12 protein-coding genes and 1 riboswitch are annotated in these 10,843 nt (G+C 63.9%); of the genes, 10 read left to right on the forward strand and 2 right to left on the reverse strand.

Annotated elements, in window-relative coordinates; translation table 11 throughout:
- Positions 1-87: 87 nt before the first annotated feature.
- Positions 88-534 carry a winged helix-turn-helix transcriptional regulator gene (locus tag FNB15_RS11105; RefSeq protein ID WP_144068762.1) on the forward strand — a complete coding sequence of 149 codons (447 nt, stop codon included), beginning with the start codon at positions 88-90 and terminating at the stop codon, positions 532-534.
- Here the strand turns inward: FNB15_RS11105 and FNB15_RS11110 are convergent.
- Complete coding sequence (locus FNB15_RS11110; protein ID WP_144068763.1) at positions 531-1,007, reverse strand: PAS domain-containing protein; 477 nt, start codon at positions 1,005-1,007, stop codon at positions 531-533. The two genes, FNB15_RS11105 and FNB15_RS11110, sit on opposite strands and share 4 nt — an antisense overlap.
- 255 nt (positions 1,008-1,262) lie before the next feature.
- On the opposite strand from FNB15_RS11110, the gene FNB15_RS11115 reads away from it, so the two are divergent.
- Positions 1,263-1,628 (forward strand): nuclear transport factor 2 family protein, encoded by a 366-nt coding sequence (locus tag FNB15_RS11115; protein ID WP_144068764.1) that lies wholly within the window; start codon positions 1,263-1,265, stop codon positions 1,626-1,628.
- Positions 1,629-1,716: 88 nt separating this feature from the next.
- Here FNB15_RS11115 and efp read toward each other — a convergent pair whose 3' ends face one another.
- Positions 1,717-2,289 (reverse strand): elongation factor P, encoded by a 573-nt coding sequence (gene efp, locus FNB15_RS11120; protein ID WP_144068765.1) that lies wholly within the window; start codon positions 2,287-2,289, stop codon positions 1,717-1,719.
- Between the two features lie 121 nt (positions 2,290-2,410).
- Between efp and epmA the strand changes: the two genes are divergently transcribed.
- The 8 genes from epmA (at position 2,411) to folE (ending at position 10,843) form a co-directional block, all read left to right on the forward strand.
- Positions 2,411-3,493, forward strand: coding sequence for an EF-P lysine aminoacylase EpmA (epmA, locus tag FNB15_RS11125; RefSeq protein WP_144068766.1), 1,083 nt, complete (start codon positions 2,411-2,413; stop codon positions 3,491-3,493).
- Positions 3,472-4,164: an extensin-like domain-containing protein gene (locus FNB15_RS11130; RefSeq protein WP_144068767.1), complete on the forward strand. Its 693-nt coding sequence runs from the start codon at positions 3,472-3,474 to the stop codon at positions 4,162-4,164. Before epmA ends, FNB15_RS11130 begins: the two co-directional genes overlap by 22 nt.
- A 171-nt stretch (positions 4,165-4,335) precedes the next feature.
- Complete coding sequence (locus tag FNB15_RS11135) at positions 4,336-5,676, forward strand: Y-family DNA polymerase (protein WP_185973526.1); 1,341 nt, start codon at positions 4,336-4,338, stop codon at positions 5,674-5,676.
- Between the two features lie 156 nt (positions 5,677-5,832).
- Positions 5,833-6,855 (forward strand): glycosyl hydrolase family 28-related protein, encoded by a 1,023-nt coding sequence (locus tag FNB15_RS11140; protein ID WP_144068769.1) that lies wholly within the window; start codon positions 5,833-5,835, stop codon positions 6,853-6,855.
- Between the two features lie 117 nt (positions 6,856-6,972).
- Positions 6,973-7,054, forward strand: a riboswitch (SAM riboswitch).
- A 77-nt stretch (positions 7,055-7,131) separates the two neighbouring features.
- Positions 7,132-8,346: an O-succinylhomoserine sulfhydrylase gene (gene metZ, locus FNB15_RS11145; protein WP_144068770.1), complete on the forward strand. Its 1,215-nt coding sequence runs from the start codon at positions 7,132-7,134 to the stop codon at positions 8,344-8,346.
- A gap of 154 nt (positions 8,347-8,500) precedes the next feature.
- On the forward strand, positions 8,501-9,541 hold the full coding sequence (locus FNB15_RS11150; protein ID WP_144068771.1) for an OmpA family protein: 1,041 nt from the start codon (positions 8,501-8,503) through the stop codon (positions 9,539-9,541).
- Between the two features lie 218 nt (positions 9,542-9,759).
- Positions 9,760-10,152 carry a Co2+/Mg2+ efflux protein ApaG gene (gene apaG, locus FNB15_RS11155; protein WP_144258730.1) on the forward strand — a complete coding sequence of 131 codons (393 nt, stop codon included), beginning with the start codon at positions 9,760-9,762 and terminating at the stop codon, positions 10,150-10,152.
- Positions 10,153-10,231: 79 nt separating this feature from the next.
- Complete coding sequence (gene folE / locus FNB15_RS11160) at positions 10,232-10,843, forward strand: GTP cyclohydrolase I FolE (RefSeq protein WP_144068772.1); 612 nt, start codon at positions 10,232-10,234, stop codon at positions 10,841-10,843.

Genomic DNA, 10,843 nt, shown 5'->3' on the forward strand with positions numbered 1-10,843 from the left:
TCTGTCTGCATCGCGCAATCATATAAACAGCTGCTTCCGATCAGCAATAAGGCACTTATGGCATCCGATAGGCACCCGGCAGAAACCATGAAAAGCGACACGGCGGAGCGCACCCCACAGCTATCGCCGGCCGCCTGCGCGCAGCCCTGCGTGATCAGCAAGGAAGCCGAGGATCTCGTGCGCAATCTGCTGGTGCGCTTCGGCGACAAGTGGAGCATGCGGGTGATGGACGAACTCTACGAACGCGGCGCGCTGCGATTTACACGGCTGCGCGAATGCCTGCCGGGCGTCAGCCAGAAAATGCTGACCCAGACGCTGCGTCAGCTGGAACGCGACGGCGTGGTGGCGCGCCGTGTCTATGCCGAGGTGCCGCCGCGGGTGGATTACGAACTCACGCCGATCGGCATCGATCTCGCCGAGGCACTCTGCGGCGTCTGGGAATGGGCGATGAAATACGAGCAGACGGTTGCCGGTGCACGACAGGCCTATGATGGCCAGATGAAAGCTCCGGCGAAGGATAGCTCGCCGGTCTAGCCGGCGATGGCAAATTTCTGGTCGGCCTGGCTGCAGGCGTCATTGGCCGACAGCGGATAGATCGCCACCAGGATGCGGTCGACGGTAACGCCGTCCTCGCTCAGCGGCAGCAGCAGCTTGCCCATACTGGTGTAGATCGCGCTGTTGGGTGAATTGTCGTGCACGAAATGCACCGGCGCGGCGCGCGCCACGCAGTCGTGGTAATGATGTGTGGTGCTGGCGATGTTGTGGCAGATCTCGTCCACATACTGTCCGGTGATGCTGTGGCCGCGATAGCTGTCGAGCTGCGTACCCGACAGCACCACGCGGAAACGCGTCTCTGCGTCGCTGCGTTCCACCGTGACGATGCCGATATTGCCGAGCCAGGCGCGCAGTTCGTGCGGCGGGAAATCGCAGCGGCTGGGCAGGGCGCGGTCGCCGCGCTTCATCTGCCAGAAGGCTTCGAGCGTACGCAGTTCTTCCGGGCATGACATGACGCATCACTCCCTGTGTCGGTCGCCGGCCTGCAGGGTATGCAGGCCGGCGGCGTGAACGATTGCGAGACGAAGTGGGGATGGGGACTGTTTTTTGCAGAACGTCTGGGGTGAGGGCGTTGTAGCCCGGCCAGCGAGACGCGGCTGTGCTCCCCATCACAGGTCGTGAAGCATCGAAACGGGCCTGTGCCGGCCGTCACACTTTGCTCTAGACTGGCGACCAACAGCCGGAACGGTCAGCGGGGAGGACGCACCATGATGGCACTCGAAGACATGGTCGATACCTATTGTGCGGCATGGAATGCGGCGGAGGCCGCCGAACGCAACCGCCTGCTGCGCGTGGCCTGGACGGCCGATGGCCGCTACAGCGATCCGATGGTGCAGGAGCTCGACCGCGCGGCGCTGGTGGCGCATATCGGCGTGCTGCTCGACCGCTTTCCCGGCAGCACGATCCGCCGTACCACCGCCGTCGACAGTCATCACGGCGGGCTGCGCTTCGGCTTCGTGCGTCTGGACGCCGGTGGCAGCATGATGCGCGAGGGTGTCGATTTCTGCCAGCTCGGCGAGGGCGGGCGGCTGCACCGGATCATCGGCTTTTTCGGGGCACTTCAGTCAGTCTAGCAGATGTGGGGCAGGCATGAAAAAACCCGCCGCATCGCTGCGGCGGGTTCCAATTCTCGCCCATGAGGCGGGAGACGGGCGCGCAGGTTCAGTCCTTGGCGCGTTCCATATAAGTGGCGCCTTCCTGGATGTTGATCACGATGCGCACGCCCGACGACACATGCGGCGGCACCATCACGCGCTGGCCGTTCTCGACGATGGCCGGCTTGTAGGACGACGAGGCTGTCTGGCCCTTCACGGTCGGCTCGGTCTCGGTGATGGCCATGATCACGGTCTGCGGCAGGCTGACCGACACCGGCTTGCCGTCATACAGCGCGATCTCGACTTCCATGCCTTCCTGCAGCCACACGGCCTGCTCGCCCACCACTTCGGCTGGCACGGCGACCTGCTCATAATTTTCCTTGTCCATGAAGGTGTACATATCGCCTTCGGCGAACAGGTAGCTGAATTCGCGGGTGTCGATGAAGACGCGCTCGACCGACTCGGTGGTGCGGTAGCGCTCGGTGGTCTTGATGCCGCTGGTCAGGTCGCGCAGGTCGAGCTGCATCACCGGCGTACCTTTGCCGGGCTGGATATTCTGCGCGGTGATCACGGCGAGCAGCTTGCCATTGATCTCGACCACGTTGCCCTTGCGGAGCTGGTTGGCGTTTACCTTGGGCATGGGACCTGTATCTCCAAACGAATAGCGGGCCCTCGGCGGGACCCGCTTGCGAAAAAACCGCGCGGAAACTATCAGGTTGGCATTGCCTTCTCAACCCGAGTCGGCGCGAAAAGTACCGCACATGACGGCTTCTGGACGATCCGGCCCTCCGCCCTGGTGGCATCCCGAGCTTTATGCCCGGCGGCGCCCCAACCTGATGCTGCGCCAGGCCGCACTGGCCGCGCTGCGCTCGGGCTTTGCCGGGCTCGGCTTCGTCGAGGTCGAAACCCCGGTCCTGCAGGTCTCGCCCGGGTTGGAGCCGCATCTGAAGGCCTTTGCCACCGAGCTGGAAAACCCGGATGGCAGCACCCGGCCGCTTTACCTGCATACCTCGCCCGAATTCGCCATGAAGAAGCTGCTGGTGGCCGGCGAGCAGAAGCTGTTCCAGTTCGCACCGGTCTTCCGCAATGGCGAGCGCGCCGCCACCCATCATCCGGCCTTCCTGATGCTGGAATGGTATCGCGCCCAATCTGATGACGGAAAGCCGTGCGATTACCGCGTGGTGATGCAGGATTGCGAAACCCTGCTGCGTGCCATCGCGGTCGCCACCGGGAAGTCGATCCTGCACTGGCAGGGCCAGATCGCCGATGTGATGCTGCCTTGGCAGTATCTGACCGTGCATGAGGCTTTCGCGCGCTACGCGCAGCTTGACCTCGCGGCCTGCATTGGCGCCGATCCGTATAAGCCCGATCTTGCCGCCATGCGCGCGGCCTGTACCGCCACCGGCATCCGTATCGATGACGGCGACAGCTGGGATGATCTGTATTTCCGTGTCGCCCTCGACAAGGTCGAGCCCCATCTCGGTATCGGCGCGCCCTGCATCCTGCATGACTATCCGATCCACCAGGCGGCACTCAGCCGGCCCAAAAAGGGTGCGCCGCATCTGGCCGAACGCTTCGAGCTCTATGCCTGCGGCATGGAACTGGCGAATGCCTTTTCCGAACTCACCGACGCCGAGGAGCAGCGCCGCCGCTTCGAGGCCGATATGGCGCTGAAACAGCGGCTCTATGGCTATGACTATCCGATCGATGAGGATTTTCTGGCGGCGCTGCGGCATGGCCTGCCCGAGTGCGCCGGCATTGCATTGGGCATCGATCGCCTGATCATGCTGCTGGCCGGTGCGGCGCGCATTGAGGAGGTTTTGTGGCTTCCCGTATCCGAATAACGCCGCTCCGAGTCATTGCTGTCTCCGCCCTGCTTCTGCTGGCGGCCGCCTGCGCGCCGCGTCGCGAGGTGGTGCCGCAGGTTCCGCCGCCGGTGCCGACCCAGCCGCAGGCCAGCACGCAATGGATCGGCCGCGACGTGATCCAGGCCGCCTGCCTGAATGATCTGCAGGCGAGCGGCGCGAAATTCGAGCTGATCGCCCAGGCTGAAACCGGCAAGGATGGCTGTACCCTGCAGAACGGCGTGCGGCTGATCTCGACCTCGGTGGAGCTGGTGCGGCCGGTCGAACTGACCTGCCCGATGGCGCTGCGCCTGATGCAGTTCGAAAAGGAAATCCTGGTCCCCGATGCGCAGCGCATCTTTGGCCAGCCGCTCGGCCAGATCAATCACGCCGGCGGCTTCACCTGCAAGCGCATGACCGGCAATTCCAGTCGTATCAGCGAACACGGCCATGGCCGCGCCATCGATATCTGGGGCTTTTTCCTGCGCGACGGCACCCGCATCTCGGTGGACCAGCATTTCCGCGCCCGCGGCAGGGAAGGCCAGTATCTGCGCGAGATCAACCGCGCCGCCTGCCGCTATTTCTCGGTCGTGCTCGGCCCCAATGCGGATAGCGCCCATGCCAAGAGCTTCCACTGGGATATCGGGCAGTGGAACAGGTGCGGAGCGTAAGTCAGGAACTGTCAGCAGTACAAATGAGCTCCCGGCTCTGCGCGGCGCTTCGGCCGGGATGACGGCTTTAAGTTATTCGTCATCCCCGCGAAAGCGGGGATCCCATTTTTACATCGGCCCAAGACTACGTTCCCATTTGGGATGATCGCGCGCCGCGCTAGACTGACCGCCATGACCCTGCCGCCGAGATCCGCTGCCGACATTGCCGCCCGCGAGGCCTGGGCGGCCTCGTCGCTGCGCTTTCTGTATCTCGACCTCAACAGCTTTTTCGCCAGCGTCGAGCAGCAGGACAATCCCTTGCTGCGCGGCAAACCGGTCATCGTCGTGCCGGTGATGAGCGATACGACCTCGGCGATTGCCGCCTCCATCGAGGCGAAAAAGTTCGGCATCAAGACCGGTACGCCGGTCTGGGAGGCGAGGCAGAAATACCCCGGCATCGCCATCGTCAATGCGCGGCATGACCGCTACGTGGAATTCCACCACGAGATCGAGAAAGAGATCGACCGTCATATTCCGGTCTACAAGACCTGGTCGATCGACGAAGTCTCCTGCGAACTGGTCGGGCCGGAACGGCTGAAAGAGAATGCGATCGCGCTGTCGCATCGCCTGCGTGCCGGCCTGCGCGACAATCTCGGCGAATGCGTGCGCTGTTCCATCGGTATCGCGCCGAACCAGTTCCTCGCCAAGCTGGCCAGCGACATGCAGAAGCCGGATGGCCTCACCGTGATCGAAAGCCATGAGTTGCCCGCGCGCCTGCTGCCGCTGCCGCTGCGCGACCTGCCCGGTATCGGTCCCAATATGGAAGTGCGCCTCAACGATGCCGGGATCAGCACGATGGCGGAACTCTGGGCGCTGGGGCCGGTGGAGGCCCGCCGCATCTGGGGCAGCAAGGAGGGCCCGGCCTTCATCCAGCGCATGCGCGGGATCGGCGATTACGAGCAATCGACGGCGCATCGCTCGATCAGCCATGAGCATGTTCTGCCGCCACAGAATCGCGATGAGGAATCGGCCCGCCTGATCGCGCGTCGCCTCGGCGTCAAAGGCGGTGCGCGGCTGCGCCGCCTTGGCTTCGTTGCCGGCAATCTCGGCCTCAAGGTCCGCTTCGACAACGACACGCGCTGGGCCACTGAATTCCGCCTGACCCAGACGCAGGACAGTTTCGTCATCCTCGATGCCATCGAGCGTTTATGGGCGCAGATGCTGAAGGAAACCGGCGCTGGCCGTCCACGCTTCCGCGGCCGCTACATGAAGGTGGGCATGTGGCTCAGCGGCCTGGTGCCGAAAGACGACGTGACTCTCGATCTGTTCGGCGGTGCGTCCGGCCTGGCAAATGACGATGCCGCAGCGGCTGCCAAGCGGGCGAAGCTGTGGGCGGCCATGGACAAGCTCAACCAGAAATACGAGCACAAGGACACAGTGCGCATCGGGCCGCTGCCGAAGCACAAATCCGATTTCATGGGGGCCAAGATCGCCTTCAACCGCATTCCGAACAAAGAAGAGTTCAACGAATAGCCCCCAAAGAACAGAGCCGCACCCTATACGCGGCGACGTTGCCAGGCATGTGAGTTCCCGCGCCAAATCTGATCCTGGCCTGTGATCCTTTTTCCACAGGGCAACTTTTCGCACCTCCCTCCTGTTGCATCCGCGCCACTGCAACAGGAGGTTTCCATGGCTCTGCTTTCTCCCGCCAAGCGCATGCTGTCCGTCGCCGATTTCGGCGCCATCGGCGACGGTGTCGCTGACGACACGGCCGCCTTGCAGGCCGCGCTTGACCGCGTGCCCGCCAATGGCGGCACTTTCGTCGACATCCCGCCGGGCACCTACAAGGTCACGGCCACGCTCAACATCAACTTCACCCAGGATTCCGCGGCCCATGTCGGCATCATGTCGCATGGTGCCATCCTGAAATCGGCGATCACCGACGGTTCGCCGGTGCTGCAGGTGGTCAGCAATGCCGTGGTGCGCTTCTTCCTGATCGAAGGACTGCAGATCAGGGGCAATGGCGATGAAGGCCATGGCCTGGTGCTGCGCGCCGACAACCAGGCGGTGTTCCTTTACAATATCTGCCTGCGCGATGTGTTCATCGAGGGCTGCGGCGGCGATGGCTGCCAGCTGCTCGGCAATGTGTTTGAATCGCAGGTCGACAACTGCTTCTTCCGGCAGAACCAGAATGGCCTGGCGATGGGTAACTCGCCATCCGGCGGCGTGCTGTCGGCGATCCATCTCTATGGCTGCGTCTTCGGCCAGAACCGCGAGACCGGCTGCCTGCTGGTCAACGATGCCACCGATGCCGGCTTCCACGGCTGCTATTTCCTCGAGAACGGCGCCTGGGGCGCAAACTGCCCGAACGGCTTCACGCTGATGTCGAATTGCGGCTTCGAGAATAACTGGATGTCGGCGGGTGGCTTCGCCGCTGGCAATGCCGGTGTCGCCTTCCAGAATTTTGGCAACATGATCGCCTGCAGCGCCACCTCGCGGCATTACCAGACGCATCTGGTGAACGGCTATGTCACAAGCATCTTCTCGATGACCGGCTGCTTCCGCTCCGGCGTCGAAACCGCCGGCAACATGCATCTGAGCAATCTCAGTGGCACGTCCGACGGGCGGGCCACGATCATCAGCTGCAACGGCGAGCGCGATTACCGCGACGGCTTCCAGGTCCGTGCCACCGAGATCGGCAGCCGACCTTAAACCGAAAGAAAAACAGGCAGATAGTTCGCGGAACCACCGGCAGGCCCAGTCCCGGGCCGCCGGTGGTTCCGGGCCGCCTCGCGTTTGCCGCTTGACGATGCCGCCCCCACGCCGTATGACCCAGCCTGTGGTGATTTGGAGCCGACCGGCTTGCGGACCACGTTAAACAAACCGCTAAAAAGGTCGGGCGGTTGTTCAAACCCCGGCCTCGCGGCACGGGGTTTTTTGTTGCCCTGGCGCCCGAGGCCTGCGGGATCGGAAGAGGCGGGGCAGTTAATGAGCAAGAACGAGAACGAGAAATCCTGGCGTCTGGCGACCCAGCTGGTGCGCGGCGGCACCCTGCGCAGCGGGTTTGGCGAAACCTCCGAGGCGATCTTCATGACCTCGGGTTTCCGCTATGACAGCGCCGAGGCCGCCGAGGCGCGTTTCAAGAACGAGCTGCCCGGTTTCGTCTACAGCCGCTTCGGCAATCCCACCGTGGAAATGTTCGAGCAGCGTATGACGCTGCTGGAAGGCGCCGAGGCCGCGCGCGCCACCGCCAGCGGCATGGCTGCGGTGAATGCCGCGCTGATGTGTCAGCTCAAGGCCGGCGACGAAGTGGTCTGCGCACAGGCGGTGTTCGGCTCGATCCGCTATATCATGGAAGAGTTGCTGCCGCGCTTCGGTGTGAAGGCCGTGCTGGTTGATGGCACGGATCTCTCAGCCTGGGAGCGCGCGGTTACGCCGAAGACCCGCATCGTCTTCCTGGAAACCCCGGCCAATCCGACGCTGGAGGTGATCGACCTGCCGGCCGTGGCCGCCATTGCCCACAAGCATGGCGCCCGCGTCGTGGTCGACAATGTCTTCGCCACCCCGGTGCTGCAGAAGCCGTTGCAGCTCGGTGCCGATATCGTGGTCTATTCGGCCACCAAGCATATCGACGGGCAGGGCCGCTGCCTGGGCGGTGTGATCCTCGGATCGCAGGATTTCGTCACTAACGAACTGACCCCTTACCTGCGTCATACCGGCCCGGCGCTCAGCCCGTTCAACGCCTGGGTCATGCTCAAGGGGCTCGAAACCCTCGAACTCCGAGTCGCGCGGATGACGGAATCGGCCGCCCGGATCGCTGATGCCTTGGCCGGCCATCCGGGCCTGGCCGCCCCGACCAATGTGCCGGCGCTGCTGTATCCCGGCCGGTCCGACCACCCCCAGGCCGCGCTGGTCCGTAAACAGATGGCCGGCGGCGGCAATATGATCGCTTTCCGGCCGAAGGGTGTAAAGGCGGGGGCCTTCCGGCTGCTCAATGCTCTCAAATTGGTGGATATCTCCAATAATCTCGGCGACTCAAAAAGCCTGATCACACACCCCGCTACCACCACACACCAGAGGTTGAGTGCCGAGGAGCGTGCCCGACTCGGCATCGGCGACGATCTTGTCCGCCTGTCGGTGGGCCTGGAAGACCCCCAGGATCTGATCGACGACCTCAGCCATGCACTTGAAAAAGCGGGCTGATCCGGTGTTGCCAATATGCCACAGCCGGGCATTATCGTTTGGTAACCTGGGATGAAGACGTGCGGTCGACGTTCGGTCGTGGGTATATTGCCCCCGGTTGAGGCGTCGAAGCCGCGGGGCGCGGCCAAAGATTTTTTCGTTTGAGGAGAAACCCATGAATATTCGTCTCGCTCTGCTGACTGTTGCCGCTGCTGCGGCTCTGGTTTCGGCTCCGGCGTCGGCCCAGCAGCAGGGTCCGTATGTCGGTATCGGCCTCGGTGCCACCTGGCTCGATGAAGCCGACGTCAAGGGCACTCCTTCGGGCAAGTTCGATTTCGACACCGGCTATGCCGGCCTGTTGAAGGGCGGTTACGCTTTCGGCAACGGCTGGCGCGCTGAAGGCGAGTTCGGTTACCGCAACTGGGACGCCGATGGCGCCGGCAGCGGCGACCTGCGCGCCTACAACATCTTCGCCAACGCGCTGTATGACTTCATGCCGAACAGCAACTGGAGCCCCTACCTGGGCGCCGGTGCCGGCGTGGTCCGCTACACCTCGGACGGCCTGGCCTTCAGCACCGTGACCAGCAACGACCAGTCCAACACCTGGGGCGTGCAGGGCATCGCCGGCATGTGGTACGCGCTGAACGACAACTGGCTGCTCTCGGCTGACTATCGCTACATGTACACGGGCGATGCCAAGCTGGACACCAGCGGCGCTTCGACCATCGAGCCGGACAACACGATCCACACCGTGATGCTCGGCATCACCTACCGCTTCGGCGCTCCGGCCAAGCCGATGCCGGCTGCGGCTCCGATGGCCGCTCCGGCCCCGGCTCCGGCACCTGCCCCGGCTGCTGCGGCTCCGGCACCGGCTCCGCGTGCGCCTGAGACCTACATCGTGTTCTTCGCCTTCGACAAGTCGGACATCAGCCCGGTTGCGTCGCAGGTTCTGGATCGCGCTGTGGCCGACTTCCGCGCTACCGGTTCGACCAACGTGCGTATCGAAGGCAACGCCGATCGCTCGGGTGGCAACGCCTACAACCAGCGTCTGTCGCAGCGCCGCGCCGACTCGGTCGCCGCCTACCTGCGCAGCAAGGGCATTGCCCAGGGTGCGATCACGACGAGCGCCAACGGCGAAGACAAGCCGCGCGTCCCGACTGCCGACGGCGTCCGCAACGACGAAAACCGCAACGCCCAGGTCTTCCTGCGCAAGTAAGCGGACAGTCATTCGACTGCGGCACGGCCGCCCCTCACGGGGCGGCCGTTGCTTTTTCTGGGGCAGGCCTCGGTGCGGCCATACGGGCCACGCCTCACGTGACTGTTCCGGCCGCTTGGCTGGACATTCGGCCGCCGGCACCTAATATCCTAGGCAGGGCAATGGCATGACTGCCGGCCCGGCCATGGAGTGGGTGAAAAGCCATGACCAGCGAGAGCATGTACAGCAAGACGACCCAGGATATCTCGGTCACGGTTCAGCCGGTCTATCTCGACGAGCAGTCCTCGCCGGACGAGAACTATTTCGTCTGGGCCTACAACGTGAAGATCGAGAACAGCGGCGCCGGCACCGTGCAGCTGCGCAGCCGCTACTGGAAGATCACCGATGCGCGCGGCCGCGTGCAGGAGGTGCGCGGGCCCGGTGTGGTCGGCGAACAGCCGGTGCTGGGGCCGGGCGACAGTTTCGAATATACCAGCGGCACGCCGCTGCCCACCTCGTCCGGCTTCATGGTCGGCACCTACCAGATGGTGAACGAGGCGGGCGAGCAGTTCGATGTCGCGATCCCGGCCTTTTCGCTCGACAGCCCGCACGAAGCCCGCCGCCTGAATTGATCACCCCGACACTGGACCACCTGCGAGGCTGAGCTATATCAGGCCAGCCCGTCAGAAGGATTTCCCGGAGGAAGACCCCGTGAGCGAGAATAACAAGATCCAGCGCCCCAGTCGCGCCGAGGCCGAAGAAGCGGTGCGCACGCTGATCCGCTGGGCCGGCGACGATCCTACCCGCGAAGGCCTGCGCGGCACGCCCGATCGCGTGGTGCGCTCCTACAACGAATTCTTCGCCGGCTACGAGGAAGATCCCGTCGCCATGCTCGAGCGCACCTTCGAGGAGATCGAGGGTTACGACGAGATGGTGGTGCTGCGCGACATCCGGATGGAAAGCCATTGCGAGCATCATATGGTGCCGATCATCGGCAAGGCGCATGTCGCCTACCTGCCCGGCAAGCGCGTGGTCGGCATTTCCAAGCTGGCCCGCGTGGTCGAGGTCTATGCCAAGCGGCTGCAGATTCAGGAAAAGCTGACCGCCCAGGTCGCCAACACGCTGCAGGACGTGCTGCAGCCGCGCGGCGTCGCCGTGGTGATGGAAGCCGGGCATCAGTGCATGACCACGCGCGGCGTCCATAAGCATGGCGTCACCATGGTGACCAGCCGCATGCTGGGCGCCTTCCGCGACGATCCGCGCACCCGCCACGAATTCCTCACCATGATCGGTGGCGGCACGGCCCGCGGCATGGATGATTGA

Source organism: Ferrovibrio terrae (genome assembly GCF_007197755.1).
GTDB classification, from domain to species: Bacteria; Pseudomonadota; Alphaproteobacteria; order Ferrovibrionales; family Ferrovibrionaceae; genus Ferrovibrio; species Ferrovibrio terrae.

Bases quoted from the DNA above. Each gene is read 5' to 3' on its own strand.
- FNB15_RS11115 (WP_144068764.1), top strand. From the start codon at position 1,263: ATGATGGCACTCGAAGACATGGTCGATACCTATTGTGCGGCATGGAAT.
- FNB15_RS11110 (WP_144068763.1), bottom strand. From the start codon at position 1,007: ATGTCATGCCCGGAAGAACTGCGTACGCTCGAAGCCTTCTGGCAGATG.
- FNB15_RS11105 (WP_144068762.1), top strand. From the start codon at position 88: ATGAAAAGCGACACGGCGGAGCGCACCCCACAGCTATCGCCGGCCGCC.
- FNB15_RS11140 (WP_144068769.1), top strand. From the start codon at position 5,833: ATGGCTCTGCTTTCTCCCGCCAAGCGCATGCTGTCCGTCGCCGATTTC.
- FNB15_RS11150 (WP_144068771.1), top strand. From the start codon at position 8,501: ATGAATATTCGTCTCGCTCTGCTGACTGTTGCCGCTGCTGCGGCTCTG.
- apaG (WP_144258730.1), top strand. From the start codon at position 9,760: ATGTACAGCAAGACGACCCAGGATATCTCGGTCACGGTTCAGCCGGTC.
- FNB15_RS11135 (WP_185973526.1), top strand. From the start codon at position 4,336: ATGACCCTGCCGCCGAGATCCGCTGCCGACATTGCCGCCCGCGAGGCC.
- efp (WP_144068765.1), bottom strand. From the start codon at position 2,289: ATGCCCAAGGTAAACGCCAACCAGCTCCGCAAGGGCAACGTGGTCGAG.
- metZ (WP_144068770.1), top strand. From the start codon at position 7,132: ATGAGCAAGAACGAGAACGAGAAATCCTGGCGTCTGGCGACCCAGCTG.
- epmA (WP_144068766.1), top strand. From the start codon at position 2,411: ATGACGGCTTCTGGACGATCCGGCCCTCCGCCCTGGTGGCATCCCGAG.